This window comes from Stenotrophomonas sp. YJH_SMC_48-3 (assembly GCF_059369375.1).
On the sequence record NZ_JCAFSQ010000007.1, the window covers coordinates 118,247 to 144,893 of the forward strand.

Consider the following 26,647-nt stretch of genomic DNA (forward strand, 5'->3'; position numbering starts at 1 on the left):
CTCCTTTTGACAACCCAATGGACTGACGACATGCAGCTACTCCCATACGAGGCGGCGTTCCTGGCCTCTCTCGATGCCGTTGTTGATGAGATTCAGCGCAACGAGAGCCCAACCCTCGTCGATCTGATGAACTGGAAGCTCGCCGAAGAACGCGGAGCGAAGATCTACCTGACCGGGATGGGACATCAGCTGCGTGGAGACCTGCGCGCCAAGAGCAACCAGTCACCCCCGCGCAAGAAGGGTTTCTAACCTTCGAGAAGTGCGCAGACTGCAGAGCGATGCTCACGCCGCATACCTCTGCAGTCGCTTCGGCGCCTGGTCGCTCAGGCGCACGTTGTTGTCCACGGCCCAGGCCTGCGCGAAGGTGATCAGCTCGGCCATCTGCCCCACGGTCATGCGCCGGGTCTGGATGGACAGGTTCACGATGCTGGCGCCGTCGAGGGACGGCACCACATCGCCCTGCTGGCGGTTGGACTCGCGCGCCCAGGCGTCGACCAGCAGGCGCTTCCAGCCCTCGGCGTCGATGTAGCGGCCGGCCCACTTCAGTTGGGTGGCCATCTCGCCGCAGATGGCGTGGAACATGGCGTTCTGCTCCAGGCTACGGCTGGGCTTGTACTCCTTGACGGTCACACACACGTCCTGCCCCAGCTTCAGGAACTGGCAGGCGAAGTGCCACGCAGCCGCCATGCGGTCGCGGGCATTGCCGGCGCGGAGAATGAAGGTTCCCAGGTTCATGCGGCGCGCTCCTCTTCCGTCGCCAAGGTTGTGGCCATACCCCTGCACCAGCCAGCGATTGCGTAGCCGATGGGGACCAGATCCAGTTCGGCATCCACCGGTGGCAGGCCTGCCTCGATTTCCTCGGCCTGCTGAATGCACCACTTCGCCCTCTCGTTCGGTGTCATGCGCGCCCTCCAGTTGCCATGTCCTTGCCGCTCCTGCGGCGATCGCGCGGCGCGTCGAATCCGCCGCTGTCATCGTCTGCATCGCGCAGCACGGTTTTGAGCGAGTAGTTCGGCTTCTCGCCGTGGTAGTTCTCGAAGCGGCTGCACTCCAGGTGGTGCCGCAAGTAGGCGGTACCGGTCTCGCCCTGGCGGTTCTTGGCCAGGATGAATTCCGAGATGCCGGGAGCGCCGCAGGCGTCCTTCGTGTAGTAGTCGTCGCGGTAGATGAAGGCGATCACGTCAGCGTCCTGCTCGATGCCCCCCGACTCGCGCAGGTCGGCCATCACCGGGCGCTTGTCGGTGCGGGTCTCCAGCGAGCGGTTGAGCTGCGACAGCGCGATCACCGGGCAGCCGAGCGTCTTGGCCAGCTTCTTCAGCGTGCGCGAGATGTAGGAGACTTCCTCGGTCCGGTTACCGGCCTTGGCCGGCCCCGACAGCAGCTGCAGATAGTCGACCGCGACCACGCCCAACCCGCCCTTCACCTTGGCGTGCATGCGGGACGCGCGCGCGACCAGTGAATCCACCGGCAGCGAGCCGCAATCATCGATCGCCAGCGGCAGGCCATGTAGGAAGTTGCGGGCGATGCTCAGCTTGTGCCAGTCGTCGTTGGTCAGCTCGCCCTTCACGCGCATGCGCGACAGCGGCACGCCCGAGTGCATGCTCATCAACCGCGCCAGCAGCTGCCGGCGGGCCATCTCCAGGCTGAATACCGCAGCGTGCTTGCCCTGCACTGCCACGCTGTAGACCCACTCCAGCATGTTCGCCGTCTTGCCCATCGACGGCCGGGCCGCGAGGATCATCAGGTCCGTGGGTTCCAGACCGGGGAGCTTCCTCGCCACGTTCTGCCACGGCGGAACCAGCCCCAGGTCGGCAGTGCCATCGAACCGGGCCTCCATTTCCTCCCACATGCCCTGCAGATCGCTGCGCACCATGACCAGGCCACCGTTGCCGCCTGCCTGCACGCTGAGGTTGGCGAATTTCGCGGTGGCGCTGGCCACCAGCGCATCGGCGTCCTCGTCGGCAGTGCCGTAGGCATCGTTGGCGATCTCGGTCGCGCGCTCGATCACGCCCCGCAGCAGCGCCTTGTTGCGCACGACCTCGGCATAGCCGCGGATGTTGGCCGCTGACGGGGTGGTGCTGGCCAGCTCGACCAGGTACGCGCCATCGCCCACCAACTCCAGCTGCCGCTGGTTCTCGAACCAGTTGATCAGCAGCACCGTGTCGAAGGGCTGTTCACGGTCAGCCAGATCGCAGATGGCGTGCCAGATCAGCTGGTGGTCGCGGCGGTAGAAGTCCCGCTCGGTCAGCACATCGCGGACCTCGCTCAGCGCTTCCGGCGCCAGCATCAGGCCGCCGAGGACGGACTGCTCAGCGTCGATCGAATGCGGCGGCACCGGCAGGTAGGCGTAGTCGTCGCGGTAGGCAGGCTGGGCGCTCATGGGGCCTGCTCCTGCTCACGGGCCTTTTCGGCGTCACGCTCACGGGCCAGCTGCACACCAGCCGTCGTCAGTTCGCAGCCACCTGCAGGCGGCAACCACCAGAGCTTGAACCAGTTCCGGCGGACGGCATCGCGGAAGTGGGCGCGCCAATCCTTCTGCAACCGGCCGCTGTCGCGATGCCGGCCAGCGAACTCCCGCCATGCCAGGTGCAGGAAGTCCTTCGGGATCCCAGCGTCACGGGCGAAGGCAAAGATCGGGTCCGTCCTCGGGATGGCCGATTCGCCAGCGTCCTGGCACTGGTCGAGGAACGCAGCGAAGGTGATCTTCTCCCGCTTCTTCCGCCCTGGCTTCGCCCCTTCGGCGGCAGCCGGAGGGGTATGGGGAGGTTCTTCTGCTTTTGGAGACGGATTCGGAGACGGAGACGGATTCGGAGACGGGGCATTGCCAGAATCTGCTAGCGGCAGATTTCCGCCTGCTACGGGCATGCCACTACCCTGCTCGTTCTGTGCTTGTAGCAGCTTGGCCGCATACTCTGGCATCAGTTGCGATGCCTCCTGGCGACCGTGCCGGCGGCACAGTGCAGCCCATTTCGCCTTCTCCGAACGAGCCTCAGCACCGGCTGACCAGGGCTGATGCTCGGACCAGTCGTGCAGCTGGTAGGCGCCCTCGCTGCCATCGAGGAATCCGACCGAGGCCAGCTCACGCACCAGCGCGTCGTTGTCGCCAGCCCAGTCCGCAGCCAACTCGATGTCTTCGGCGGTCATCCCTTCCAGATCGCCATCCGGCCGGTTGGCGCGCGCCCACAGGATCAGACACACCAGCGACCAGCCAGCGGCAGGACCCAGCCGACGAACCAGCTTCTTCGTCTTCGGGTGGCCGGGCAAACCCGTGCTGAGACGCGCGTCCGTGCTCATGCGCCCCTCAGCATCCCGGCCAGGCGCGACACTTCCGAGCGCCAGCACGGGGGCTCCATGGCAGCCTGCAGATCGAAGAACTGGCGCAACAGGTTCGACTCAGTCGCAGCGCACAGCGGGCCGACCAGCCGGCGCGGGATCGGACGCATGCCGCGGCGCATGCGCGACACGTAGCTCTCCGACTTGCCGATGGCAGCGGCGACGTTGGCCAGCTTGTGATCGCCGGCCTTCATCGCGATGGCCAGTGCTTGGTCCGGCGACTCGATCTGCCGCACGACCTGCAGCGGTGCGTCCTTCGGCTTCCTGGTCACGCAGATGCCCAGGTGAAGCCGTCCAGTTGGATCCGTCAGGTTGTCAGTGATTTCCATGATTTGCCTTTTCTTGCCAGGGGGTTGGGGGCGGAAATGGAGGCCCACCACAACGGAAGGCCCCGATGCCCGGTTCACTGCGGAATGCCCACGGAAACGTCGTCCAGATGATCTGGACCGGTGGGCGGTGCTTTGCCCTCGTAAGGGCGGGTGGAAAGACCCACGTGCGACCGCTGAAGCGGAAGAAGCGCGAGCCGATGGCGGCCGGTGCGGTGGGCGTGGTTGTGCCCTTCCCCACCAGGCCGGTGTGAGGTGGCCATGTCAGGCAGCCGAATCGGTGGGTTCATTGGCCGGCGCCGGACCGAAGACGTCGGGGCGCAGTTCGCTGCGGTTGACCCGCCCCCGGGTGGCGCGGTGGATCTCGTTTGCAAGCTTCGGACTGGGCTGCTTGTTCCCCAGCGCGATCTGGTAGAGCGTTCCAACGCTGCAGTTGGCCTTTTGGGCAACCGAAACCAGAACCGGGCACTTCAGCGTGCCGGTTCCCCCTTTGCTGGTGGCGTAGTTGGTCAGGTTCATGCGCCGCACATTACCGTTTTGGTTATTGGCGGTCAATACCGTTTCGGTCATTCCCCCGCAGGTCGTCGCTTGTGACCATTACCCCTATGGACGCAAGCACTGCCCGAACCGAAAACATGCGCCGTCTGGTCAATCAGGCGGGAGGCCCAGCCGAATGGGCGCGCCAGTACGGCGGCAGCCGCTGGGCGCAGCCGCAGGTCAGCCAATGGATCTCCGAAGGGGCTCCAAAGGGCATAGGAGGAAGGTTGGCCCGTGACCTGGAGGCTGCCATGGGCCTTGTCCACGGCGAACTGGATCGCCCACCCGCTTCAGCGTCTCAGTCTGTGGGAATAGACGTGGCTACGCTCCGTTCCGCCCATCGGCTACTGCAGCTAGTGGCGGAAATCAGGGGAGAACCACCTGTCCCAGACATCAATGTGGTCGCACTGGCCGTCGCCTATGAGACGGTCAGTGCGGAAGCGGCTGCTCTGGATGACAGCAACGTTCTCGACTTCATGCGGGCCTTCGTGGCACGGCTGGAAAAGGCAAAGGGAGCGAATGATGGCTTTGAGCGAAGAACGGTTGAGGGAGCTGGCTAGCCGGATGGCGAAGGCGATGGGGTCCGAGGTAGGTAGCGATCGGCCTAAGCTTCGCCTGGTAAAACCACAACCTCCCCCGCGCGGCATGGATGACCTGATGCGGGAGTCGCATTGCAAGATGATCAGACACTTCCGGCGACGCTGGGGGTACCCCATGCAGATGATCATCGACCAGGCAGTGTTTGGCCTTGCGGGTATCGAGCAGCTCGATGATGAAGCGCTGATCCAGCTGCACAAGGATATGGAGCGCGCGCAGGAGTGCATGCTGGACGGTGTCAGCTTTGAGGACGCTGGACTGCTCCGCTATCGCTACTGAAGTTTCCCCCTGATCTTCCACCGGAACCCCGCCAGCGCGGGGTTCTTTGCGTTTGGGCCCACCAACCCGAACCGGTCGCAAAAAAATTACCGTTTCGGTATTGACCGTCGATAACCGTTTCGGTAATGTTGCCCCGTCGGCCCACCCGGGCCATCCAAGACGGGGTCCACCATGGCAGAAGCACTTCTCTACCTGATCGCCTGGGCAGCGCTGGTTGCCAGCGCGGTGCTGCGCTATCGCCGCCAGTGTGGGGAGGGCTGAGCCATGGCCTTCCACACTCCCTCGGACCGGGCACGTAGCGCCCAGCGCAACTGGGACGACCAGGAAGATCCATGCCTTGAACAGGAGTACCGCGCCGAGCAGGCCGCGGATCTGGCCAAGACCTACCGCACCGACCCGGCGAAGCTGCGCGAGGCCGAGGAACTGACGGCCGGCACCTTCAGCGGTACCCACTACACCGAGGTGTCGCTGGCGCTGCACCGGCTGCACCACACGGACCCGGCCGACCTGATGGGCTCGGGCGTGCTGCAGGACCTGTACCGGCTGGCCCGCGACGAGGCCGCCGCAATCGACGAGCAGCTGCTGGAAATGGCGCTGCAGCAGGTGGCCGCATGACCGCCGCCGAACGCGAACATCGCCACCACGTAGTGGCCACTGTCGTCGCCAATTCCCTGTCGTTCTGCCTGGGTGTGCTGGCCGCTGTGCTGGTGCAGGCGGTGCTGTCGTGAGCGCCGGTCTGCTGGACGCGCTGGAACACGCAATCGCGATGGCTACCGAGCGCGCTCAGATCCGCGAGTTCGAAGTTCTGCGCGATGCCCATGACTTGGCAACCGAGCTTCTTGCTGCCGCCCACGCCTCGCTGACCGCCCGGGACCTGGCCGACCAGCTGGCCGCCGACGACCGCCTGCGCGCCGCTCTGGCCGCGTGCGAACCCACCGACACCGATCACAACCGCGAGGCCGTGGACGGCCTGTGCGTGGAGGAGAACGACGATGAATAAGCACACGCCGGGGCCGTGGGAGATTGAGAAGGTTTCCGGCGGCTGGGGTGTCCGCGCGCCGAACTGGGGCTATGTGGCCATCCACAACACCAGCGGCCTTCCCCACTGGGACGAAGGGCAGGAGGCGAATCGCCGCCTGATCGCCGCCGCACCGGAGCTGCTGCAGGCGCTGGAGCGAATCGCCCGGCCGCACGACTGCGGGTGCGTTCCCTGCACTGGGCAGTGCCGTAGCCAGATTGCGCTGGAAATCGCAGTGGAAGAAATGCAGGAACTGGCTCGCGCCGCCATCGCCAAGGCGACAGGCGGTGCGCAATGAGCGTCCGCCTCCGCATCGCCTGGGCCGCCGTCGCGCTGTTCGCCGCCGTTGTCGTGCCGCTGCGCATCGCCGAGATCCACCAGGCCCACTCCGACCGTGACGCTGCCAAAGCCCGATGGGCTGCGACCAGCAGCGTGCGCGGCTGACCATCCCCGCCGGCGCGGCCGGCTCCTACGAGAGGCACCACCGATGTTCGAACTCAACGACGCGACTGCCAAAGTCGCCAACTTCAACCCCCGCGCGGAGAAGCACGGCGACGAGAACAAGCCGGCAGGCGACCTGAAGCTGGTCGTGTGCGTGGCAAACGGCGTCCTGGACTACTTCCAGAAGGGTCTGCGCCAGGCGCTCTACCGCAAGCCGAACCAGGGCGAGCAGCAGGATCTGATCGAAGGCAGCGACGGCCTGACCGCGGTGAAGTTCCCGAAGCTCGGCGCGCTGTCGTGGGACGAGGAATACCCCGGCTACAGCATGGTGATCGGCGGTGGCCTGGGCCTCGAAAAGCCGCTGGTCATTGTCGACGTGACTCTGAAGAAAATCTCGTTCGAACCGCTCGAAGGCGGAAGTCTGCAGATCACGTTCAGCGCCGCCTTCCACCCGACGAAGCTGGAATCCGGCCCGCTGTGCGAGCTGATCAAGAGCGACGTGCAGGTGACGCTGGTGTCGCCGCTCAACACCAGCAAGGGCGACAAGCCCGTGCAGGAAGACCTCGCCGCGTAACGCATTCCCCCGCCCTCACGGGCCCCGCGCCGGCCGGGATTCCACGACGCCGGCATTCATTCCAAGAGACCAAGGACAGACCCATGAAGATCAAGATCACCGTCGGCGGCAACGACCGTATCGCCATCATCCTGCCCAGCGACAGCGCCGGCCTGGCCGCTGAACTGATGGCGCGCGCGACCATCTTCGAACGCGACGGCCACTACAGCACGAGCGGTTGGAAGCGCGCCGAGGAAGGCGTTCGCATTGAGTACACCGAAGGCGGCGAGCTGGAGCCGACCCATCCCCTGGTCGAGAAGGCGCAGAAGGAAGCCTCCGAGAGGAGCAGCCAGTGGTACGCGGAGTACACGAAGAACCAGAAGTTGGCCAAGGAACTGGATGAGCTCAAGGCCCAGCTGGCGGGCATCCAGTCGGTGACCAACTGCACGGTCACGCCGGCCGAACCGGAAGCCGCGCCTACCAGCGAAGTAATCACCACCGACAACGGTGAAGACCTCCCGTCCTGACCCAGCAAGGACGCACCCGCCCGCCCGGCGGCGGCTCCGAGAGCCGGGCACCTATTCGAACCCGAGGCATCTATGAACCAGATCATCACCACCACCAGCGAAGGCCAGCAGGCGACCGGCCTTGCCGCGGCGCTGCAGCAGGCGCTGCTGCTCCCCGATCAGGGTGTCGAGCGCTTGGAACGCATGTGGGAAATGCACAAGGAAATGCAGGACCGTGATGCGGCCCGCGCCTACGCGGACGCCATGAAGGCCTGCCAGAAGGAGATGCCGGCGATCCAGAAGCGCGGCAAGAACAAGCAGACGAACAGCCGCTACGCGCTGCTCGAGGATATCAACCGCCTCATCACTCCGATCTACACCCGCCACGGCTTCTCCCTGTCGTTCGGCACCGACCGGTCGGAACTGGCCGACCACGTGGGGATCGTCTGCGACGTGATGCACGACGGCGGGTATTCGAAGACCTACACCTACGATGCCCCGATCGACAACGTCGGTATCAAGGGCGAGAAGAACAAGACCACCACGCACGGGCGCGGCTCGGCCATCAGCTACGGCCGGCGCTACCTGGTGATGATGATCTTCAACCTGACGATCGGCGACGACGACGACGGCAACGCCGCCGGCGAGAACGAGCAGCAGCGCATCGCGCGCGAGGTTGCTCAGGAGTGGGTGCAGGTGGCAGACGGCCTGCAGTCCTACGAGGACTACACGAAGCGCAAGGCCGAGGTACTGCAGGCCTACGGCGGCAGGGGGTCGAACCTTCCCCCGGAAGTGCGCGAGGCCTTCAACCGCGCCGCTGCAGCGACCAAGCCGAAGGACTGACCCATGGCGCAGATCCTGACCTTCGAACAGCGATCGCCGGAATGGTACGCCGCCCGCCGCGGCGTGCCGACCGCCAGCGAGTTCGGCAGCATCATCACCCCCAAGAAGGGCGAGTACGCGGCTGCCGCTGACACCTACATCAACCAGCTGATCGACGAGGTTGTGCGCCCGGACGCTGGCCAGTCCTTCACCGGCAACCGGCACACCGAGCGTGGGGAATTCCTCGAGGACGACGCCCGCGAGCTGTACGCCTTCGAGCGGGAGGTGGTGCCGCAGCAGGTCGGGTTCATCCTCAACGATGCCGGCACGCTCGGCTGCAGCCCGGACAGCTTGATCCAGCTGGACGGCGGGCTGGAAATCAAATGCCCCGACGGTCCCACCCACGTGAAGTGGCTGCGCGCTGGCGGTGTGCCGGACGAACACAAGCCCCAGGTGCACGGCAGCCTGATCATTACCGGGCGGGCGTATTGGGATTTCCTGTCGTACTGCCCTGGCTACGACCCGCTGATCGTTCGCGTCACGCCGGACGGGTTCACAGAAAAGTTGCGCGGGCACCTAGACCGCTTTGTTGCTGAGTACCACGCCGCGCGCGCCAAGTTCTTGGGGCTCGCAGCATGAGCGCCTGGCTGGAAGATCGCGCATTGCCTGAACCGAATAGCGGCTGCTGGCTGTGGATGGGCGCCATGCAGACCTCTGGCTACGGAAAGGTAAAGGAGCCGAAGTCCAGGCGCGTCATCGGTGCGCACAGGCTTTCCTACAGGCTGCATAAGGGCCCTATCCCCGATGGGATGGACGTCTGCCACAAGTGCGATACCAAGCTTTGTGTCAACCCAGATCACCTGTTCGTTGGAACACGTGCCGAGAACATCCGGGACTGCGCGGCGAAGGGTCGGATTTCTCGCGGCCTCCGACATGCCATGCGTCAGGCCGGTGAAGCTGGAAGCAACGCCAGATTGAACTGGCCGGCAGTCCGTGAGATCCGAGCAGCGCAGCGGGAAGGCCGAGCCACCCAAGAAGAGTTGGCCAAGCGCTTCGGCGTATCCATGCCCACCGTCCAGGCGGCTGTACAGCGCAAGACCTGGAAGTACGACCCACTGGAAATGGCCGCAGAAACGGAGGGTTTGAAGTGAAGGGCCTGAACTACGTCTATCCCCACCGGGGCACGATCCGTGGCGGAAAGGCCAAGGCGGCGCTCTTTGCCCGAGTGGTCGAGGGCAAGAGCTACACCATGCGCCAGATCGCCGAGCAGCTGGGCGTGTCGCTTACCACCGCCGACAGCCGGGTGAAGCGCGGCCCCTACCCGCTCACCTGGGAGAACCTCAGCAAGTCGCGCCTGGAGCAGCCATGAAGACCTGCACGAAGTGCGCGGCCCGGCTGCCGCTGCGGTTCTTCCCACTGATCAACGGCAAGGCCACCGCCGCGTGCGCGCCCTGCCGGAACACCGAGCGCCGCCTGCACGATCCGCTCCGGCCCCTGCGCCGCGATCCGCTGCAGGTGCGCCTTAACAACCTCACCAACCTGTGGCACGGCCCAGTGCGCCGCGTGCCGCTGCGGAGCCACGCATGACCACGGAACGTTTGACGGCCGCGATGGCCGAACGCATCACCCGCTCGAAGGATCCCGCCTTCGCAGTGGACAGCATTCTGCAGGGCGTCGAGTCTGCGGCAGAAGCCGGCAAGCGCGAGTACATCACCCGCGATTACGGCTTCGGCGATGGCTCCTGCTACACGGCCGAGGACAACTACCCGGCGCTGTGCAAGGCGATCCTGAAAGAACTGCGCGACCTTGGATTCAAGGCCGATATTGGCTCCAGCTGTGGCCAGTTCGTGGACGTGTGGCTGTACGTGCGGTGGGGTGAACACGCATGACCAGCATCCACGTACAGCCGACCTTTGACCTGGCCACGCAGGCCGAGAAGAACCGCCAGCGGGCCGAGATCGCCGACGACGTGGCGCAGTTCCTGCGCTCGGGCGGCAAGGTCCAGATCCTCGGCAACAGCCCCATCGACCGATCCACCATCAGCCGCCGCCAGGTGGTCGAGGGTGGTCACGACAGCCGCACGAAGAAGGGAGCGCGCGCATGAAGACCATCGAGTACACCATCAGCGAAGCCGACGCCGTACGCCACCTGATCGTGTGCGACACACAGTTCGCCTGGGCCGGCGTCACCAACCTCACGATGCCGCAAATGATGGACCTGCAGGTCCGCGGCTGGGTGGTGGAAGGCGACGACAACGGCGAATTCCAGTTGACCGAGGCTGGCGAGGAAGTCGTGGCCAGGGCGCTGAAGGCCGGGAGCGGCAGCGACGATGCGCTGCAGAAAGTGGCCCGCAAGATTCGCGCACGCGCCGCGAGCGAGGGCACGGCTCAGCAACACGGAAAGCAGTACGTGGCAGGCCTTCGCACCGCTGCGAACATGATCGACGCCGCAATGGGAGCATCCGCATGACCACCGACAACAAGACCCTGGCGGACGTGCAGCCCGGTGGGAGGGTGAGGCTGCCGCAGGCGGGGCAGTTCGATTCCGAATTGCTGTGGTGGCTGATGGATGCAGCAAGCACGCTATCCGAAGGCGGCAACGAGTCACACGCCGAACGCCTGCGGTCGCTGCATGTCGCCCTCTCCGCCCAGCCCTCCCCGGGTGGTCAGGGGGAGCTGGCCGCTTTGGTGTCGAAGTGGCGTAACGAGGCTAGCGCATACGACGACCAGCAGGCAAAGGAAACTGGTTTCGAGGTCGATTGGACTTACGACGCAAAGGCGCGTGCCTTGGATCGGGCAGCGGACGAACTGGAAGCCGCCCTCGCCGCCAGCCAGCCGGTTAGGTCCAGCACAGTCAGCGACGACATGATGGACGTTGTGGACCGCCTTGGATCTGAGCATGACGAGGTTGACCCGCGCGCTTGGGATCACATGCTGATCTACGCACCCACGGAAAAGCTAGCTGCCCGACTCGCCGCCCGCCAGCCGGTGGGGGACCATATTGCGCAAGACCGCAAAATGGTCAGCCAGCCGGCGGCATCAAATCAGCTGTCCGGAAATTCCGGAGAACTCGCCGTTGATGGCGCCCGCCAGCCGGAGGTGAATTGATGGCTATCGTAGACAACGCATTCCGTGAGTGGATTGCTGATTTCAAGGCTACAAATCCCGGTGTCGCCGATTCCCGCGCCATCCTTGACACTGCGCAATACGCTTTCGCAGCAGGCCGGAAAGCACAGCGCGAGATTGACGCCGCCCGCCAGCCGGCGGGGGAGCTGCATCTACCTCCGGATGGGTTCTACAAGATTGTGTTTGACGACGCCGAGGTGCCGGACGAGAGCTTCGCCCGTTCCGGGGCACTGGATGCAGCGTTGCGCCGGTTCGAGCAGATCAGCAACAAGTGGAATGCTCATCTGTTCGTGCGCTTCGCCAACAACACCCGTGACTGCACGGTGCCCAATGCAACGCCCGCGCAAGCCGTGGACCTGGGGCAGTTCAATGCTCTTGCGGCCCTTGCCAACGCGGTTGTCCATCATGGAGACGAGTCTCCTATGAAGAACGGCTTATTCGCGGAGGCTGAGCGCCTGCTGGCCCTGATCGACGGCAAGGCGGTGGGCAAATGAGCGCCGACACCGAGAAGGATCCGCCGCGCTACGTTGTGCTGAAGGCATCCGGCAGCCGGTACGCCTATGTCCAGGACACCCATGAACGGCGCACCGTGACCCGATGGGACATTTTCCGCAAGAACGGATGGTCGAAAGCTGATCTGCAATGCAAGCGGCTCAACGAAGAGCATGAGCGAGGGCAGGCCCATGGCTGACCAGCTGCTCACCGCTGCACAGGCCAAGCACACAGCGCGCGTCTTCCTCAGCGAGGCGCGAGCGCGGAGGAATGGCCTTGGCTACTGGTTCTCGTTCAACGCCGCTCAGCGCGCGCGTTTGCGCGCCACCTCCCCCGCCCCACTGCCGGAACCGCCGCGCGCACCGGCACTGCCGGCCCAACTGGACCTGTTCGCATGAACTACTACAGCGAATGGGATCCCTACGCAGCGCAGTGGATCCGCAACCTCATCGATGCCGGGCTCATTCCGCCTGGCCACGTCGACACCAGGAGCATCACCGATGTTCAACCCTCAGACCTCGCCGGATACCGGCAATGCCACTTCTTCGCCGGCATCGCCGGTTGGTCCCTTGCAGCTCGACTTGCTGGGTGGCCCGACGACCGCGAGCTCTGGACCGGCAGCGCCCCGTGCCAGCCGTTCTCCGTCGCGGGTAAAGGAAAAGCCCAGGATGACGATCGGCATCTGTGGCCCCACTTCCTTCGCCTCATCCGTGCCCGACGGCCCGCTGTCGTCATGGGAGAACAGGTTGCGGCGGCGGTTGGCAAGAACTGGCTCGACGGAGTGTCTGCTGACCTGGAAGGAATCGACTACGCCTGCCGGGCGGCCGTTGTCCCGGCTTGTGCCGTCGACGCGCCCCACCGAAGGGATCGGCTCTGGTTTGTGGCCCACACCGACAACCCGGGACTGGAAGGACAGTCCCGGCATGTCATTCGCGCCGCGCAAGGACGGTGCGAGCCGACTGGATCTTCTGCCGCGGCAGGTGTACTGGATCGCGCAGAACGCGCCGGCGGCCTTGTGGCCAACGCCATGCGCGAGGGATCACATGCCACCTCACACCCCGGAGTACATCGCAGAGAAGAAGGCGCTGGGGCATGGAATGTCGATCCTTCCGGACTATGTGGCGATGGCGATGTGGCCGACCCCAACGGCGGTGGACGGGAACAGGGGGGTGACCACCAGACCGCAGGATACGGGCAAGCCTCTTCCCCAACGCGTTGGAGAAGTGCTTGGGGTTCCGCCGGCGGGATCGTCGGACACGATGGGAAAGCGCGCAGGATTGAACCCAGCATTCGTCTTCTGGCTCATGGGGTTCCCGCCCGAGTGGGTAAATTGCGCGCCGGCGGCAATGCCATCGTCCCGCAAGTCGCGGCCGAAGTGATCGGCGCCTACATGGACTGCTACCCGGATCCAGACGAGCAGCTGCGCGCTGCGCTGGCCACGAACTGAAGGAGGACAACATGGCTACCGAGCCGCTCGTTTTCATCAAGATGCCCGAGGTCAAGCGCCGCACGGGCCTGGGCAAGACCACGATCTATGACCGGATCAGCGCCGGCACCTTCCCGGCGCCTGTGCCGCTGGGCGGTAACGCGGTAGGCTGGATCGAGGCTGAGGTGGACGCCTGGCAGGCCGCCCGGGTTGCCGAGCGGGATGGAATTGAACCCGCAAAGGCTGCATAGAGTGGGGGTATTGCTGGGGGTATAAGTTTCTGACACCAGCACCAACCGCCTTCACCATCAACAACTTACGTTCACATTGCGGTAGGGCCCACCTCCACCATCTGTATGGCCTGTCGAGGCCGCAAGAAGCCGGATCTCCCGTCAACCGGGGTTCCGGCTTTTTTGTGCCTGCACGTCGCGGAGGATGTGTGGCGCATAATCGGGATGACACCTCCAACAGCCCCTCACTCCGCGATCGCCAGAAGGATCTGCCATGAAAGCCCCCCTCGCGATGTCCCTGCTCCTCACCGCCCTGGCCGCAGCCCCAGCCACGCACGCCTCCACACCCACCATCGCGCCGCCAGGCACCGCAACGTTGGAAGCCCTGCTGTCCTGCAGACCTGGCTCCAACTTCAGCGAGGCCGAAGCCATCGATGCCCTGCAGGCAGCCGGCCTGGCCAAGAAGCCGGGCGGTACATTCGAACCGGAGGACAAGCCGGTCGCGCTGTTTGGTGGCACGGTCACCAGTGCCGATGTGAACGTGGCCGAAGGCGAGAGGAGCCTCTTCGTGTACTTGAACGGTGTCGGTGCCAAGCGCCTGGCCAAGGCCTGGTCGGTGACCGAAGTCAACGAGCACGCCAATACCGAAGAACCGTCGTACGCGAAGCGCATCGACAAGCGCCATACCCTGCACGTGATCGCGGGCGACGACTACGAGGGCTATTCGGCCGCAGTGAAATGCCAGATCAGCCGCTGATGGCGTAGCCAACGCTACAACCAGCGCGGCACGCGACGACGGTACTGCGCGTACGCCTCGGGAAAGCGCGCCATCAGTGCCCGCTCCTCCGGCAGGATCTGCAACCGCGTGATGTACGCCAGGAACAGCGGGACCACGATCAGCGCGATCAGATGCTGCAGGTACACCATGGCTCCCAGCAGAACCAGCGCCTGGCCCAGATACATCGGATTCCGTGTGCGGCGGTAGACCCCGCTGGTAACCAGCACGCTCGAGGCCGAAGGTCGCAGAGGATTGACGGTGGTGCCTGCGCGCCGGAAGGAGACCTTGGGCAGCAGGTTGAGCACCACACCGAGCGCCATCGTCAGACCCGCCAGTAGCGCCGGCACCGGTGCCCGAAAGGCAGAACCCGGCCACAGCCTGCACGCTGCATAGCCGACAGCTGCACACAGCAGCATCACCATGGGCGGGGGAACACGTGTTTCCAGCCAGGTCATCACGATCACCAAGCACGTTCCACCACAGTGTCACACGGGAATGCCCGGATCGCACGGCGGACGCATCGGCCAGGCCCAATCCGGCCAGTGGATTCCGCTTTGACAGACCGACCGCTAGAGTGGCGCCTCCGCGCAGGAGGATCGCATGGCTACCACGGGCTTGGGCTTGATCGGCCGCACGACCCTCATCATCACTGCGCTGCTCAGCCTGGGAGGTTGCGCGACGCTGCGGCAGTTCGGGCCTTCGGTGCAGGTCGCCTCGGTCACGCCCGGCCAGTACATCGCGCTCAAGCGCGGTGACATCCTCACCTCCGGCAAGCTCAGTGCGGCGACCACGGAGACGCTGCGCGTGGCCGGCCTTGATGAAGGTGTCTGCGCCAAGCCCGGCCTGCCCTGCATCGAAGCGATGGAAGCCAGCATCGTCGTGCGCGAGGAGGACAAGCGCTCCAGCCTGGCCGAGCTGTGGCTGCAGCATGCGATGACCCTGCCGGCGCCGAAGCGCGAGTACTCCGCCTCGGGTCGCGCCAAGACCGCAATCAACGAGTTGGATGCCGACTTCCAGCCGCGCCTGGACGCATGGATGCAGGTCGCGCGCCAGGCCTACGCCTACCTGTTCTTCACCGAGCGCACCGCCAACCAGCGCGGCTTCGAAGACCGCCAGACCCAGGTGCGCGACTATTACAACCTGGCCGTGCAGGAGGCGTCGGTGCAGCTGTACGACGCCTACGCCACCGGGCGCGTGCACAACGATGCCAACCATCTCCAGCTGGGCCGCTGGACGTTCGTGCTGGCCCCTCCAGGGGAAGCATCGGCGTTGGACGAGCGTACACCGACCGAACTGGTACCCGCCGCCTCGCTGTCGTTCACCGGCACGCTGCGCAGCGTGCACCGCCGCGATGGCTTCGGTGCCGAACTGGTGGCCGTGATGGATGACCCGGCCGCAACCACGCCCAGCACTACGCCGGCAGCGGTGCAGGCAAGCCCTTCCGCCACGCAGAGCTGGAGCGAGATGCCTTCGCCATCGATGACGGTGCTGCTGCGCTTCTCGGGAAAGAACCTGTGGGAAGTGCTGCACGATGACGAGCCGGAGCTGGAGATTCACGATCCCTACCAGGTTTCGGAAGTAACCCTGCACGGCCAGCACGTGCCATTGGCGGCCAACTTCACCGCCGGCTATGCGTTGTGGCTGGCCCGTTCCAATTTCAGCCGGCAGTCGCTGCGCTCGCTGTTCGGGGGCAAGGGCGGCATCGACACGCCGCATCTGTACATGATGCAGCCCTACGATCCCAACCGTCGCGTACTGCTGATGATCCATGGCCTGGCCAGCAGTCCGGAAGCCTGGGTCAACGTGGCCAACGAACTGCTGCGCGACGACGAGATCCGCCAGGACTTCCAGGTCTGGCAGTTCTACTACCCCACCAACATGCCCATCGCGATGAGCCACGATGCGATGCGCCACACGCTGGATGAGGTGTTCAAGCATTTCGACCCCAGCGGCAAGGCGCGGGCTTCGCATGACATGGTCCTGGTCGGGCACAGCATGGGTGGGGTGATCGCGCGGTTGATGGTTTCCTCTTCCGGCGATCATCTGGTCGATACCCTGCTGGCAACCGCGCAGATGACGCCGGCACAGCGTGAACTGCTGCGCACCAAGGGCGCACCGGTGCTGACCTTCCTGCCGGAACCGGCAGTGTCGCGGGTGGTGTTCATCGCCACGCCACACCGCGGCACCGATGTGGCGGGCACCCGCCTGGGCCGCTGGATCGGTCGCCTGGTGCGGTTGCCGCTGACCGTGCTGGAAGACGTTGCCACCATCGCCAACGACGGCCAGATCGACCGCACCGACGGCAAGCACGGCTACCAGATGAACAGCATCCAGAATCTGGACAAGGACGATCCCTTCGTCCGCGCCGTGGCAGACCTGCCGATGTCGCCGAAGGTGCACTACCACTCGATCATCGCGCGGGCAAAGGCCGATGGTCCGCTGGGAAAGACCAGCGACGGGCTGGTGCCCTACTGGAGCTCGCACCTGCCGCATGCGGACTCGGAGAAGGTGATCGTCTCCGGGCACAGCGTGCAGGAAGCCACGCCGGCCATCGTCGAACTGCGGCGGATCCTGCATGAGGACATGCAGCAACACGGAAACCAGGCCAATTAGCCGTGGGCAGCTGAGGGAAATCCCTCATCGCGCGTGCGCACCCACCCTCCTATGCTGGCCTCACATTTCCCGCAGGAGATCTGCATGAACACGCAAGAGCCCAGCCGCCAGCCCAGCCCCGACCCGGCCGAGCGCGATGCCTTCTTCCCGTCGCCCTACTCGCTGTCACAGTTCACATCGCCCAAGAGCAACCTTTCCGGTGCCGACTACCCGGATGCGCGCCGCGATGGCCGCTGGAAGGTGCTGATGATCGCTGCCGACGAACGCTATCTGCCAACTGCCAATGGCCACCTGTTCTCCACCGGCAACCATCCGGTGGAGACCCTGCTGCCGATGTACCACCTCGACAAGGCCGGCTTCGGCATCGATGTAGCCACGCTGTCGGGCAACCCCGCCAAGTTCGAGTGGTGGGCATTTCCAAACGAGGACAAGGAAATCGGCGGGCTGTACGAGCGTTATGCCTCGTGCTTCCGCCAGCCGCTGCCACTGGACGAGGTGGTTGCCGGGCTCGATGCGGATTCGGACTATGCTGCAGTGTTCATCCCCGGTGGCCATGGCGCCCTGATAGGACTGCCGCAGAGCCGCGCGGTGAAGTCCGTCCTGCATTGGGCGATGGCCCAGCAACGCCACATCATCACCCTTTGCCACGGTCCGGCCGCACTGCTGGCTGCGGGCGTGGACGAGGCCGATGGCGGTTCGCTGTTCCGCGGCTACCGCATCTGCGCCTTCCCCGATGCGATGGACCGGCAGACGCCGGAGATCGGCTACATGCCTGGACAGTTGCCGTGGTTCTTCGGTGAGCGCTTGGCACAGCGGGGCGTGCAGATCGTCAATGACGGCATCGATGGCAGCGTGCTGCAGGACCGCCTGCTGCTGACCGGCGACAGCCCGTTGGCTGGCAATGCGCTGGGCAAACTGGCTGCACGCGCCCTGCTCGACGCCTTGGCCGGGCGCTGAGCCGGATGACCGAGCTGGTGCAGGCGCTGCTGGAGCTGGAACGCGCCAGTTCGCTGAGCGCGGTGGGTGCAGTCCTGCGAGGCATCGCGGCACCGCTCGGCTTCGACCGCGTGCTGGTGTTTGCCACCGGCACCGGGCTGGAGCGGGGTACGCAACGCGTGTACTGGATCGAGGGCGACTGGTTCGGCGATGGCAGCGATACCGACCTTGCGCGCTACCTCCACGCCTGCCCCGTCAATCGCCACGTGCTGGACAGCAACGCGCCGTTCTTCTGGAGCAAGCGCCTGGGTTCGCGGCGAGCGCTACCAGGTGGTGAAGCAGCCTCGCGGCGAAGGCCTGCATGGGCTGCAGGTGCCGGTGTTCGGCATCACCGGCCTGGAAGGCGCGGTCAGCGTTGCCGGTACGTCAATCGACGCGTCGGCCAACGCGCGCCTGCGGCTGGAAGCTGCTGCAACCGCAGCATTCCGGGCCGCGCGCCGTCTGGCCGAATCACCTGCCGAGCGTTCGGGAAGCGCACTGAGCAACCGCGAGCGCGAAGTGCTGCGCTGGGTCGCCGCCGGCCGCCGGCAAGCTGAGATCGCGGCCACGCTTGGGCTTTCCACGCGCACGGTGGAGAACCACCTGCGCCACGCGCGGCAACGGCTGGGTGTGGCGACCACCGCGCAGGCAGTGCGTGCCGCCAGCCGTCGCGGCGAGATCGAAGACTGATCGCGGCGAGGCACTTCCGGAGCTCTGGTTCGCGTGTTACACACGCCATGCGCATGTGCGCGATTGCAGAAAGCAAGGATGATGCTTATGAAACTGCAACTGGCCGCGATGGCCGCATTGATGTTGGCATTGGGTAGTGGGATACCGGCGACTGGCCACGCGGCCGGGTCCCCCGGATCGACGACCGATTGCGTGCCCGTAAGACTTGGGCCCAACCTCGTGCATCAGCGCTGCACCGTCACCCGCACTCTGGCAGACGGCACCGTTTTCACGTCGGTGTACTGGATAGACGAGAACGGTCAGTGGTACCTCCCGGCAGACTGATCTGCATCGGACACCGACTACGGCTACAAGGAGTGTGATCAATGACGCTGCACAATCGAATGACCGCTTTTTCTTTCGCTGCAGTAGTTGCACTTGCGGCCCTGGTGCCCTCGCCGCCGGCGAATGCAGCCGAAGAGGTCGGCCTGCAGGAGGAGTGCGTGCCCTTCCGCATCAGCGGCAACGTGTTCCACCAGCGTTGCACGCTGTACGTGGTCCATGACGACGGCACCCGCGTGGCCAGCGACCACTACAACCGCGACGAGAACGGGATGATCTACGACCCCTGATCGGGCAAGGGGCATCTGCCGGGCGGAGCGTCCAGCGCCCGCCCGGCGTCTCCAAGTCGCCTGTCCCGGCATACCACTGCCCCCGCCTTCCATGGCATGCTCCATGAAACCGTTTTCATGGGATGGAGGGATTCCACGATGTTGTCGCGTTTCCGTCGCCCGGCGCTGAGTGCGCTGCTGGCGCTTGCTCTGCCTGCCGTTGCCTGGGCCGTCACGCCGGCGCCGTTGAAGGTGATGTCATTCAACGTCCGTACCCCGGCTGACACCGAACCGGGCAAGCGCTGGCCCGACCGCCGTGATGCGATGGTCAAGGTGATCCTCGACGCGCACCCGGCAGTGATCGGCACCCAGGAACTGGTGAAGGAACAGGCCGACTACCTGTCAGGGCACCTGCCCGGCTACCGCTGGTTCGGTGAAGGCCGCCGCGGTGGCAGCGGCGATGAGCACATGGGCGTATTCTACGACAGCAAGGTGCTGGCCATCGAGGAATCCGGCAACTTCTGGCTTTCGGATACGCCGGACGTCCCTGGCAGCATCAGCTGGGGCAACCTGTACCCGCGTATGGTCACCTGGGCCCTGTTCCGGCGCCTGGACGATGGCCGTCGCTTCTACTTCCTCAATACCCACCTGCCCTACCGCGACGAGGACGAACCGCGCCGGGTGAAGGGTGCCGAGCTCATCGGCAAGCGCCTGGAAGCACTGCCGGCCGACCTGCCGGTGGTGTTGACCGGTGACTTCAACAGCGAGCCAGGCGGTGACACCTACAAGGCGTTCACCCGCCTGCTGCAGGACACCCGTACCCAGGTGAAAACACCGCAGGGTCCGCGCCCGACCTTCCACGACTTCACCGGCAAGGCCACCGTGCAGCTGGACTGGGTGCTGGTGCGTGGCTTCCGTGCGCGCAGCTTCCTTACCGATGATCGTCGCATCGACGGCGTGCTGCCGTCGGATCATTTCCCGCTGGTGGTCGAGCTGGACTGGCCGAAGCCCTGAATTCCCGCGGCAGCCGTGGCTACGGCGGCGGCTGCCGCGACAACAGCCGGTACAACGCCTGGTGCTGGTTGCGCGCCTGGCAGATGCGGGCGCCGACGGCAAGGAACACGGCAACCCCGATCAGCCCGAGCCCCAGCATCGGATCGGGCAGTCGCAGGAAACCGATCGCAGCGGCCATCGTCGCCAGCACCAGCAGCACAACGACCGCCACCGAAAGGCCCGCACCGGGTGGCCCCGGGTCGCCAAACAACATGCGCTGGGTATCCCGCCTGTCATCGCTCATCATGTGTACTCCCTGGAATCTGCCCCACTAGTTACACGGCGGACACGGCTTCCGGCAGAGTCAGAAACGTCACGACTGTGACAACGTCCACAGCAGACGCCGCGCTACCCTGCCCCTGTTCCCGAACTGTGGAGAAAGGCATGGCACACCAGAGTCGCCTGGCCGGTTTCATCATCGATTGCGAGGGCATTCCCGCCGACGAAGGCGCCCGCTTCTGGGCCGCCGCGCTTGGCCTGCAGGCGCAGCCCGCCCGTGCCGAAGACGCCGCCGAGTACGCCGACCTGCTCGGTGCTCCGGCGGGCCTGGACGTTGAAGTCCAGCGCGTCGATCACCCGTCACGGGTGCATCTGGACATCGAGAGCGACGACATCGATGCCGAAGCCGACCGCCTGGAGAAGCTCGGCGCGCGACGGATAGGCTTCGTCAAGCGCTGGTGGGTGATGGAAGCACCAACCGGCCATCGCTTCTGCATCGTGCGCATGCGCGAGCGTGAGGTACCGGCCAACCACTGGCCCTGAAAGAACAAGGGGACGGAAGTCCCTGCTTCCGTCCCCTGCGGTTACTGCGCCTGCGCCACGCTTGGCGGCTGCGGTGATTGACCCCAACCACCCAGCGCCTTGTACACACCCACCACGCTGACGTTGACGTCGGCCTCGGCCGCCGCCAGCGCATCATCGGCTGCCAGCTGGGTCCGCTGCGCGTCCAGCAGGGTCAGGAAGTCCTCCGATCCCTCGCGATAGCGGATCTGCGCCAGCGATTCGGCACGCCGAGCCGCCTGCGCCTGCTCCACCACGATTGCCAACCGTGCCTGCTGCTTGGAATAGCGGGTCAGCGCGTTCTCGGTGTCCTCCAGGGCGAGCAGTACCGCCTGTTCGTACTGCGCGGCCACGCCTTCGGCTTCAGCCTTGCTGGCACGCAGGCGCGCACGCACGGTGCCGAAGTCGAACGCGGCCCAGCTCAGCGAGGGCGTCAGCGACCAGGCCTTGTTGCTGCCATTGACCAGGCCACTGGCATCGCCGCCGAGGAAGCCGACGAAACCGGACAGCGACAACCGCGGGAACAGGTCCGCTGTGGCCACGCCCACGCGTGCGGTCGCGGCAGCCAGGCGACGCTCGGCCATACGCACGTCTGCACGCTGGCGCAGCAGTTCGCGGGTATCACCCAGCGGCAAGGCCTTGGCGAACGCCGGGACTTCCTGCGGCGCCAGCATCGCCGTCAGCACTTCCGGGCGCTGGCCCAGCAGCACGGCCAGCCGGTTGCGCGACTGCGTCTCGGCTACTTCCAGCAGCGGGATATCGGCCTCGATCGCCTTCAGGCGGGCGCGGCTGCTCTGCACGTCCAGTTCGCTGCCGGCCCCAAGTTCCCAGCGTGCTTCGGTCAGCTTCTGCGTATCGCGCAGGTTCTCCAACGTGTGCTGGGCCACTGCGATGCGCTTCTGGGTGCCACGCAGTTCGAAGTAGTTGCGCGCCACTTCAGCAGCAACCAGCACCTGCGCGTCGGCCAGGTTGGCCTGCTCGGCGTCCAGGTCGGCGCGCGCGGCTTCTGCAGCACGGCGCTTGCGGCCGAACAGATCCAGCTCCCAGCCGGCGTCGAAGCCGAGCTGGTAGCTTTCACTGAACACCCGCTGCCCACCCAGCTGCGGATCGGGTTGCTTGCGGCGGTCGTAACTGCCGCCTGCGGTGATGTGCGGGGCCTGGTCGAAACGGCTTTCGACGAACACAGCACGGGCCTGGCTGACGCGGGCCACGGCCACGCGCAGGTCCAGGTTGTCCGACAGTGCGCCGTGCACCAGCTCTTCCAGCACCGGATCGTCGAACTGCGCCCACCAGCTGGCCACCGGCGAGACGGAACTGAAGACCGGCTGCTGCGCGCTCTTCAGCACCACCGGCTCCTGTACCGGGGCCTTGTAGTTCGGGCCGACGCTGACACAGCCTGCCAGCACCAGGCTGGAGACGGCCATCGCCAACGTGCGGATCACCATGGCAGCACCTCGCCCAGGTAGGTGAAGCTGCCGCTGGCACCGGACTCACCGATCAGCGCCATTTCCACGCTGGAACGCGCGCCTTCGCTGATTTCGATCTCGCCATTGCCGCCGTTCATGTCGGTCTTTACGTAACCCGGATGCACGGTGTTGACCTTGATCGGCGTGTTGCGCAGCTCATAGGCCAGGCTCAGGGTCCAGCTGTTCACTGCGGCCTTGGACGCGTTATAGGCCGGGATCTTGAAATCGTAGATGCCCGAGGTCGGGTCGGCATGCAGGGTCTGCGAACCGAGCATGCTGGACACATTGACGATGCGCCCGGACTTGGCCTGCCTGATCAGCGGCAGGAAGGCCTGGGTGACTGCCACCAGCGCATAGACGTTGGTGTCGAAGGTGCGCTTCCAGGTCTCGAGCGATTGCTCCGACGGCGCCTGCGCGGGATTCTCGATCATGATGCCGGCATTGTTGACCAGGATGTCGAGGCGGCCATGGCGCTGGCGCACCTGCTCGACTGCCTCGGCGATGCTGGCCGCGTCGGTCACGTCCAGCTGCAGGGCTTCCACCGGCAGGCCCTCGGCCTGCAGCTTCAGGGCCAGCTCCACCGCCGTTTCGCGCTTGCGACCGGCCAGCAGCGTGTGCACGCCCGCCTGGGCCAGCTGGCGCACGGTTTCCAGGCCGATGCCACGGGTAGCGCCAGTGACCAGCGCGATCTTGTTCTGATGGGTGTTCATGGATTCATGCCTCGTGAGGGAAAAGCCGCCGCCGGCCGGTAGCCGGCGGCGGCGGGGTTCCATGTCAGTGATGGATGGTCGGTTCGCCATGCTGCACCAGCTGGCCGCCACCGTTGCGGGTAACCAGCTTGCGCAGTGCCACGTAGAACACCGGGGTGAGGAACAGGCCGAACAGGGTCACGCCCAGCATGCCGGCGAACACGGTGATACCGGTCACCGAGCGCACCTCGGCGCCTGCGCCGTGCGACAGCACCAGCGGCACGGTGCCGGCGATGAACGCGATGGAGGTCATCACGATCGGGCGCAGACGCAGGCGGCAGGCTTCCAGCGCGGCTTCAACGATGCCCTTGCCGCCCATCTCCAGCTCTCTGGCGAATTCGACGATCAGGATTGCGTTCTTGCACGCCAGGCCCATCAGCACCACCAGGCCGACCTGCACGAACACGTTGTTGTCACCACCGGTCAGCCAGACGCCGAACAGCGCCGACAGCAGGGTCATGGGCACGATCAGGATCACCGCCAGCGGCAGCGACCAGCTCTCGTACAGCGCGGCCAGCACCAGGAAGGCCAGCATGATCGCCACCGGGAACACGATGAAGGCGGCCTTGCCCTGGGTTGCCTGCTGGTAGCTCAGGTCGGTCCATTCGGTGGTCATGCCGACCGGCAGTACCTTGCCGGCGATCTCGGTCAGCTTGGTCATCGCCTCGGCCGAGGACAGCAGGCGCGGGTCGGCCTCGCCGGCCAGGTCCGCTGCCGGGTAGCCATTGAAGCGCAGCACCGGATCCGGGCCGAAGGTCTGCTTGATGGTGACCATCGAACCGATCGGCACCATCTCGCCACGATCGTTGCGGGTGCGCAGCTTGCCGATGTCCTCGACCGTCTCGCGGAACGGACCGTCGGCCTGGGCGATCACCTGCCAGGTACGGCCGAACTGGTTGAAGTCGTTGACGTAGGCCGAACCCAGGTAGGTCTGCAACGTGTCGAACAACTCAGTGAGCTGCACGCCCTGTGCCTTGGCCTTGACGCGGTCCACCTCGGCATCCAGCTGCGGCACATTGGCCTGGTAGCTGGAAATCGGGAAGGCCATGCCCGGGGTCTGCGCAACGGTGCCCTGCATCGCCTGCACGGCATTCTGCAGTGCGCCGTAGCCCAGGTTGCCGCGGTCCTCGATGAACATCTGGTAGCCGTTGCCGTTACCCAGGCCGAGGATCGGCGGCGGCATCATCGCGAACGCGAAGCCCTCCTGCAGGCCAGCGATCTTCTGGTTGATCTCGGCGTTGATCTGCGCGGCAGTGCGGCCATGGCGCTCGGCGAACGGCTTGAGCGGAATGAACGCCACACCGGTGTTGGGCGTGTTGGTGAACTGCAGTGCATTCAAACCCGGGAACGAGATGGTATGGGCCACGCCATCGGTTTCCTGGGCGATCTTGGCCACCTTGCGCAGCATTTCATCGGTGCGTGCGATCGACGAACCTTCCGGCAGTTTCACGCCGGCAATCAGGTACAGCTTGTCCTGGGTCGGGATGAAGCCCGGCGGCACCAGCTTGAAGATCACGCCGGTACCGACCAGCAGGATCGCGTAGACCACGAACACCGCACCACGACGGCCGAGGATGCGGGCCACGCCACGTTCGTACTTCTCCGAGCTGGACTTGAAGAAGCGGTTGAACGGACGGAACACCCAGCCGAACAGGCGGTCGATCAGGCGGCTCGGGCCGTCCTTCGGCGCACCATGGGCCTTCAGCAGGCGCGCGGCCAGGGCCGGCGACAGGGTCAGCGAGTTGATCGCCGAGATCACCGTGGAGATGGCGATGGTGACGGCGAACTGCTTGTAGAACTGGCCGGTGACACCGGACAGGAACGCCATCGGCACGAACACGGCGCACAGCACCAGCGCGATCGCCACGATCGGGCCGGACACTTCGCGCATGGCCTGGTGTGCCGCCGCAGTGGGCGACAGGCCTTCCTCGATGTTGCGCTCGACGTTCTCCACCACCACGATCGCATCGTCGACCACGATGCCGATCGCCAGCACCAGGCCGAACAGGCTCAGCGTGTTGATCGAGAAACCCAGCAGGTACAGCGCGGCAAAGGTACCCACCACCGACACCGGCACCGCGATCAACGGAATGATCGACGCACGCCAGGTCTGCAGGAACAGGATCACCACCAGCACCACCAGGGCGATCGCTTCCAGCAGCGTGGAGACCACGGCCTTGATCGAGTCGCGCACGAAGATGGTGGTGTCATACACCGCTTCGTACTTCACATCGGCCGGCATGGTCTTCTGCATCTCGTCCATTGTCGAGATGACCTGGTCGCGGATTTCCAGCGCGTTGGCACCCGGCGACTGGAAGATGCCGATACCCACCGCGTTCTTGCCGTCCAGCTGCGAGCGCAGGGTGTAGTCGCCCGCGCCCAGTTCCAGGCGGGCCACGTCGGACAGGCGCACGATCTCGCCATCCGTGCCGCTCTTGAGCACGATGTCACCGAATTCCTTTTCGGTCTTCAGCCGGCCCTGGGCATTGATGAGGGTCAGGAACTTGCTGTCCGGCAGCGGTTCGGCGCCGAGCTGGCCGGCCGACACCTGCACGTTCTGCTCGCGCATGGCGCGCACCACGTCGCTGGCGGTCAGGCCGCGCGAAGCCACCTTGTCCGGGTCCAGCCAGGCACGCATGGCGTAGTCGCCGCCACCGAAGATCTGCGCGTCACCCACGCCCGGAATACGCGCCAGCGCATCCTTGACGTGCAGGCGCGCGTAGTTGCGCAGGTACAGAGTGTCGTACTTGCCTTGCGGCGAGGTCAGGTGCACCACCATCAGGAAGGTGGGCGACTGCTTCTGCGTGGTCACGCCCTGCCGGCGCACGTCCTCGGGCAGGCGTGCCTGTGCCTGCGCCACGCGGTTCTGCACCTTCACCGCCGCCGCGTCCGGGTCGGTGCCCGGGCGGAAGGTGACGGTCATCTGCAGCACGCCGTCCGAGCCGGCAACCGACTTCAGGTACATCATGCCTTCGACGCCGTTGATCGCCTCTTCGAGCGGGGTAGCAACGGTCTCGGCAATGACCTTGGGGTTGGCGCCCGGATAGACCGTGCGCACGACCACCGACGGCGGCACCACTTCGGGGTACTCGCTGATCGGCAGGATTGGAATCGTGATCAGGCCTGCGGCGAAGATCACGATCGACAGCACCGCCGCGAAGATCGGCCTGTCGATGAAGAAGCGGGAAAAGTCCATGGAGGAATTCCTGGGAAAGGCATTCGGCGGGCAACAGCCGCCCCGCCCCTCGCCAATATGACGAAGGCAGGG

The 26,647-nt window shown here is 65.4% G+C and carries 41 protein-coding genes and 1 pseudogene; 31 read left to right on the top strand and 11 right to left on the bottom strand.

Going from position 1 to position 26,647, the window contains the following annotated elements:
- The first annotated feature begins 30 nt into the window (after positions 1–30).
- A complete protein-coding gene (locus AC5P65_RS12705) occupies positions 31–249 on the top strand; it encodes a hypothetical protein (protein WP_495215630.1) in 219 nt (72 codons plus the stop codon).
- Between the two features lie 33 nt (positions 250–282).
- On the opposite strand, the gene AC5P65_RS12710 is transcribed toward AC5P65_RS12705, so the two are convergent.
- The 6 genes from AC5P65_RS12710 to AC5P65_RS12735 form a co-directional block, all read right to left on the bottom strand.
- A complete protein-coding gene (locus AC5P65_RS12710; RefSeq protein ID WP_495215631.1) occupies positions 283–735 on the bottom strand; it encodes a recombination protein NinB in 453 nt (150 codons plus the stop codon).
- Positions 732–902, bottom strand: coding sequence for a hypothetical protein (locus AC5P65_RS12715; protein ID WP_495215632.1), 171 nt, complete (start codon positions 900–902; stop codon positions 732–734). The genes AC5P65_RS12710 and AC5P65_RS12715 overlap by 4 nt, the downstream gene beginning before the upstream one ends.
- Complete coding sequence (gene dnaB / locus AC5P65_RS12720; protein WP_495215633.1) at positions 899–2,380, bottom strand: replicative DNA helicase; 1,482 nt, start codon at positions 2,378–2,380, stop codon at positions 899–901. Before dnaB ends, AC5P65_RS12715 begins: the two co-directional genes overlap by 4 nt.
- The gene (locus AC5P65_RS12725; protein WP_482995144.1) at positions 2,377–3,294 is read right to left on the bottom strand and encodes a hypothetical protein; all 918 of its coding nucleotides are present in this window, start codon (positions 3,292–3,294) and stop codon (positions 2,377–2,379) included. Before AC5P65_RS12725 ends, dnaB begins: the two co-directional genes overlap by 4 nt.
- Positions 3,291–3,662, bottom strand: coding sequence for a hypothetical protein (locus tag AC5P65_RS12730; RefSeq protein WP_482984806.1), 372 nt, complete (start codon positions 3,660–3,662; stop codon positions 3,291–3,293). The genes AC5P65_RS12725 and AC5P65_RS12730 overlap by 4 nt, the downstream gene beginning before the upstream one ends.
- A gap of 261 nt (positions 3,663–3,923) precedes the next feature.
- On the bottom strand, positions 3,924–4,178 hold the full coding sequence (locus AC5P65_RS12735; protein WP_135273357.1) for a transcriptional regulator: 255 nt from the start codon (positions 4,176–4,178) through the stop codon (positions 3,924–3,926).
- A 116-nt stretch (positions 4,179–4,294) separates the two neighbouring features.
- On the opposite strand from AC5P65_RS12735, the gene AC5P65_RS12740 reads away from it, so the two are divergent.
- The 23 genes from AC5P65_RS12740 (at position 4,295) to AC5P65_RS12850 (ending at position 14,442) form a co-directional block, all read left to right on the top strand.
- On the top strand, positions 4,295–4,756 hold the full coding sequence (locus AC5P65_RS12740; RefSeq protein WP_253900843.1) for a hypothetical protein: 462 nt from the start codon (positions 4,295–4,297) through the stop codon (positions 4,754–4,756).
- 154 nt (positions 4,757–4,910) lie between these two features.
- On the top strand, positions 4,911–5,072 hold the full coding sequence (locus AC5P65_RS12745) for a hypothetical protein (RefSeq protein ID WP_157805986.1): 162 nt from the start codon (positions 4,911–4,913) through the stop codon (positions 5,070–5,072).
- Positions 5,073–5,336: 264 nt separating this feature from the next.
- Positions 5,337–5,687: a hypothetical protein gene (locus AC5P65_RS12750; protein WP_495215634.1), complete on the top strand. Its 351-nt coding sequence runs from the start codon at positions 5,337–5,339 to the stop codon at positions 5,685–5,687.
- Between the two features lie 109 nt (positions 5,688–5,796).
- Entirely contained in the window at positions 5,797–6,072 is a 276-nt protein-coding gene (locus AC5P65_RS12755; protein ID WP_495215635.1) for a hypothetical protein, read from the top strand.
- Positions 6,065–6,388 (top strand): XkdD/Y8K6 family phage-associated protein, encoded by a 324-nt coding sequence (locus AC5P65_RS12760; RefSeq protein WP_495215636.1) that lies wholly within the window; start codon positions 6,065–6,067, stop codon positions 6,386–6,388. The genes AC5P65_RS12755 and AC5P65_RS12760 overlap by 8 nt, the downstream gene beginning before the upstream one ends.
- Positions 6,385–6,534: a hypothetical protein gene (locus AC5P65_RS12765; protein ID WP_495215637.1), complete on the top strand. Its 150-nt coding sequence runs from the start codon at positions 6,385–6,387 to the stop codon at positions 6,532–6,534. Before AC5P65_RS12760 ends, AC5P65_RS12765 begins: the two co-directional genes overlap by 4 nt.
- A gap of 43 nt (positions 6,535–6,577) precedes the next feature.
- Positions 6,578–7,105 (top strand): hypothetical protein, encoded by a 528-nt coding sequence (locus tag AC5P65_RS12770; protein WP_495215638.1) that lies wholly within the window; start codon positions 6,578–6,580, stop codon positions 7,103–7,105.
- An 83-nt stretch (positions 7,106–7,188) separates the two neighbouring features.
- Positions 7,189–7,611, top strand: a complete 423-nt coding sequence (locus AC5P65_RS12775; protein WP_495215639.1) for a hypothetical protein — start codon at positions 7,189–7,191, stop codon at positions 7,609–7,611.
- A 72-nt stretch (positions 7,612–7,683) separates the two neighbouring features.
- Positions 7,684–8,433: an ERF family protein gene (locus AC5P65_RS12780; protein ID WP_495215640.1), complete on the top strand. Its 750-nt coding sequence runs from the start codon at positions 7,684–7,686 to the stop codon at positions 8,431–8,433.
- Between the two features lie 3 nt (positions 8,434–8,436).
- The gene (locus tag AC5P65_RS12785) at positions 8,437–9,051 is read left to right on the top strand and encodes a lambda exonuclease family protein (protein WP_433897368.1); all 615 of its coding nucleotides are present in this window, start codon (positions 8,437–8,439) and stop codon (positions 9,049–9,051) included.
- On the top strand, positions 9,048–9,563 hold the full coding sequence (locus AC5P65_RS12790; protein WP_495215641.1) for an HNH endonuclease signature motif containing protein: 516 nt from the start codon (positions 9,048–9,050) through the stop codon (positions 9,561–9,563). The genes AC5P65_RS12785 and AC5P65_RS12790 overlap by 4 nt, the downstream gene beginning before the upstream one ends.
- On the top strand, positions 9,560–9,781 hold the full coding sequence (locus tag AC5P65_RS12795; RefSeq protein ID WP_111104734.1) for a sigma factor-like helix-turn-helix DNA-binding protein: 222 nt from the start codon (positions 9,560–9,562) through the stop codon (positions 9,779–9,781). The genes AC5P65_RS12790 and AC5P65_RS12795 overlap by 4 nt, the downstream gene beginning before the upstream one ends.
- On the top strand, positions 9,778–9,999 hold the full coding sequence (locus AC5P65_RS12800; protein ID WP_032962321.1) for a hypothetical protein: 222 nt from the start codon (positions 9,778–9,780) through the stop codon (positions 9,997–9,999). The genes AC5P65_RS12795 and AC5P65_RS12800 overlap by 4 nt, the downstream gene beginning before the upstream one ends.
- Complete coding sequence (locus tag AC5P65_RS12805; RefSeq protein WP_495215642.1) at positions 9,996–10,301, top strand: hypothetical protein; 306 nt, start codon at positions 9,996–9,998, stop codon at positions 10,299–10,301. The genes AC5P65_RS12800 and AC5P65_RS12805 overlap by 4 nt, the downstream gene beginning before the upstream one ends.
- A complete protein-coding gene (locus AC5P65_RS12810) occupies positions 10,298–10,516 on the top strand; it encodes a hypothetical protein (protein WP_495215643.1) in 219 nt (72 codons plus the stop codon). Before AC5P65_RS12805 ends, AC5P65_RS12810 begins: the two co-directional genes overlap by 4 nt.
- Positions 10,513–10,881, top strand: coding sequence for a hypothetical protein (locus tag AC5P65_RS12815; RefSeq protein ID WP_495215644.1), 369 nt, complete (start codon positions 10,513–10,515; stop codon positions 10,879–10,881). Before AC5P65_RS12810 ends, AC5P65_RS12815 begins: the two co-directional genes overlap by 4 nt.
- Entirely contained in the window at positions 10,878–11,519 is a 642-nt protein-coding gene (locus AC5P65_RS12820; protein ID WP_495215645.1) for a hypothetical protein, read from the top strand. The genes AC5P65_RS12815 and AC5P65_RS12820 overlap by 4 nt, the downstream gene beginning before the upstream one ends.
- Positions 11,519–12,031: a hypothetical protein gene (locus AC5P65_RS12825; protein ID WP_495215646.1), complete on the top strand. Its 513-nt coding sequence runs from the start codon at positions 11,519–11,521 to the stop codon at positions 12,029–12,031. The genes AC5P65_RS12820 and AC5P65_RS12825 overlap by 1 nt, the downstream gene beginning before the upstream one ends.
- Complete coding sequence (locus AC5P65_RS12830) at positions 12,028–12,228, top strand: hypothetical protein (RefSeq protein WP_313216152.1); 201 nt, start codon at positions 12,028–12,030, stop codon at positions 12,226–12,228. Before AC5P65_RS12825 ends, AC5P65_RS12830 begins: the two co-directional genes overlap by 4 nt.
- A complete protein-coding gene (locus tag AC5P65_RS12835) occupies positions 12,221–12,427 on the top strand; it encodes a hypothetical protein (RefSeq protein WP_313216154.1) in 207 nt (68 codons plus the stop codon). The genes AC5P65_RS12830 and AC5P65_RS12835 overlap by 8 nt, the downstream gene beginning before the upstream one ends.
- A complete protein-coding gene (locus AC5P65_RS12840; protein ID WP_495215647.1) occupies positions 12,424–13,476 on the top strand; it encodes a DNA cytosine methyltransferase in 1,053 nt (350 codons plus the stop codon). The genes AC5P65_RS12835 and AC5P65_RS12840 overlap by 4 nt, the downstream gene beginning before the upstream one ends.
- A gap of 11 nt (positions 13,477–13,487) precedes the next feature.
- Entirely contained in the window at positions 13,488–13,706 is a 219-nt protein-coding gene (locus AC5P65_RS12845) for a helix-turn-helix transcriptional regulator (RefSeq protein ID WP_065183319.1), read from the top strand.
- Between the two features lie 253 nt (positions 13,707–13,959).
- Positions 13,960–14,442 carry a hypothetical protein gene (locus AC5P65_RS12850; RefSeq protein WP_031270551.1) on the top strand — a complete coding sequence of 161 codons (483 nt, stop codon included), beginning with the start codon at positions 13,960–13,962 and terminating at the stop codon, positions 14,440–14,442.
- 14 nt (positions 14,443–14,456) lie between these two features.
- On the opposite strand, the gene AC5P65_RS12855 is transcribed toward AC5P65_RS12850, so the two are convergent.
- Positions 14,457–14,918, bottom strand: a complete 462-nt coding sequence (locus AC5P65_RS12855) for a methyltransferase family protein (protein ID WP_111104902.1) — start codon at positions 14,916–14,918, stop codon at positions 14,457–14,459.
- Between the two features lie 145 nt (positions 14,919–15,063).
- Between AC5P65_RS12855 and AC5P65_RS12860 the strand changes: the two genes are divergently transcribed.
- The 6 genes and pseudogenes from AC5P65_RS12860 to AC5P65_RS12885 all read left to right on the top strand — a co-directional run bounded on the left by AC5P65_RS12860 (position 15,064) and on the right by AC5P65_RS12885 (position 20,345).
- Positions 15,064–17,076, top strand: coding sequence for an esterase/lipase family protein (locus AC5P65_RS12860; RefSeq protein ID WP_111099303.1), 2,013 nt, complete (start codon positions 15,064–15,066; stop codon positions 17,074–17,076).
- 84 nt (positions 17,077–17,160) lie between these two features.
- The gene (hchA, locus tag AC5P65_RS12865; protein ID WP_049483081.1) at positions 17,161–18,033 is read left to right on the top strand and encodes a glyoxalase III HchA; all 873 of its coding nucleotides are present in this window, start codon (positions 17,161–17,163) and stop codon (positions 18,031–18,033) included.
- Positions 18,034–18,038: 5 nt separating this feature from the next.
- A pseudogene (locus AC5P65_RS12870) lies at positions 18,039–18,741 on the top strand (PA1136 family autoinducer-binding transcriptional regulator).
- Between the two features lie 87 nt (positions 18,742–18,828).
- Positions 18,829–19,065: a hypothetical protein gene (locus AC5P65_RS12875; protein ID WP_021203968.1), complete on the top strand. Its 237-nt coding sequence runs from the start codon at positions 18,829–18,831 to the stop codon at positions 19,063–19,065.
- Between the two features lie 59 nt (positions 19,066–19,124).
- Positions 19,125–19,352 (top strand): hypothetical protein, encoded by a 228-nt coding sequence (locus tag AC5P65_RS12880; RefSeq protein ID WP_227200225.1) that lies wholly within the window; start codon positions 19,125–19,127, stop codon positions 19,350–19,352.
- A 138-nt stretch (positions 19,353–19,490) separates the two neighbouring features.
- Positions 19,491–20,345 carry an endonuclease/exonuclease/phosphatase family protein gene (locus AC5P65_RS12885; RefSeq protein WP_021203969.1) on the top strand — a complete coding sequence of 285 codons (855 nt, stop codon included), beginning with the start codon at positions 19,491–19,493 and terminating at the stop codon, positions 20,343–20,345.
- Between the two features lie 19 nt (positions 20,346–20,364).
- Here the strand turns inward: AC5P65_RS12885 and AC5P65_RS12890 are convergent, their stop codons facing one another.
- Positions 20,365–20,628, bottom strand: a complete 264-nt coding sequence (locus tag AC5P65_RS12890; protein ID WP_021203970.1) for a hypothetical protein — start codon at positions 20,626–20,628, stop codon at positions 20,365–20,367.
- 140 nt (positions 20,629–20,768) lie between these two features.
- On the opposite strand from AC5P65_RS12890, the gene AC5P65_RS12895 reads away from it, so the two are divergent.
- Entirely contained in the window at positions 20,769–21,146 is a 378-nt protein-coding gene (locus AC5P65_RS12895; RefSeq protein WP_111104702.1) for a VOC family protein, read from the top strand.
- 41 nt (positions 21,147–21,187) lie between these two features.
- On the opposite strand, the gene AC5P65_RS12900 is transcribed toward AC5P65_RS12895, so the two are convergent.
- From AC5P65_RS12900 to AC5P65_RS12910, 3 genes are all read right to left on the bottom strand, one after another.
- Positions 21,188–22,609 carry an efflux transporter outer membrane subunit gene (locus AC5P65_RS12900; protein WP_019661226.1) on the bottom strand — a complete coding sequence of 474 codons (1,422 nt, stop codon included), beginning with the start codon at positions 22,607–22,609 and terminating at the stop codon, positions 21,188–21,190.
- On the bottom strand, positions 22,603–23,340 hold the full coding sequence (locus AC5P65_RS12905) for an SDR family oxidoreductase (protein WP_021203972.1): 738 nt from the start codon (positions 23,338–23,340) through the stop codon (positions 22,603–22,605). Before AC5P65_RS12905 ends, AC5P65_RS12900 begins: the two co-directional genes overlap by 7 nt.
- A 64-nt stretch (positions 23,341–23,404) precedes the next feature.
- Complete coding sequence (locus AC5P65_RS12910) at positions 23,405–26,575, bottom strand: efflux RND transporter permease subunit (RefSeq protein WP_099494590.1); 3,171 nt, start codon at positions 26,573–26,575, stop codon at positions 23,405–23,407.
- Between the last annotated feature and the right edge of the window lie 72 nt (positions 26,576–26,647).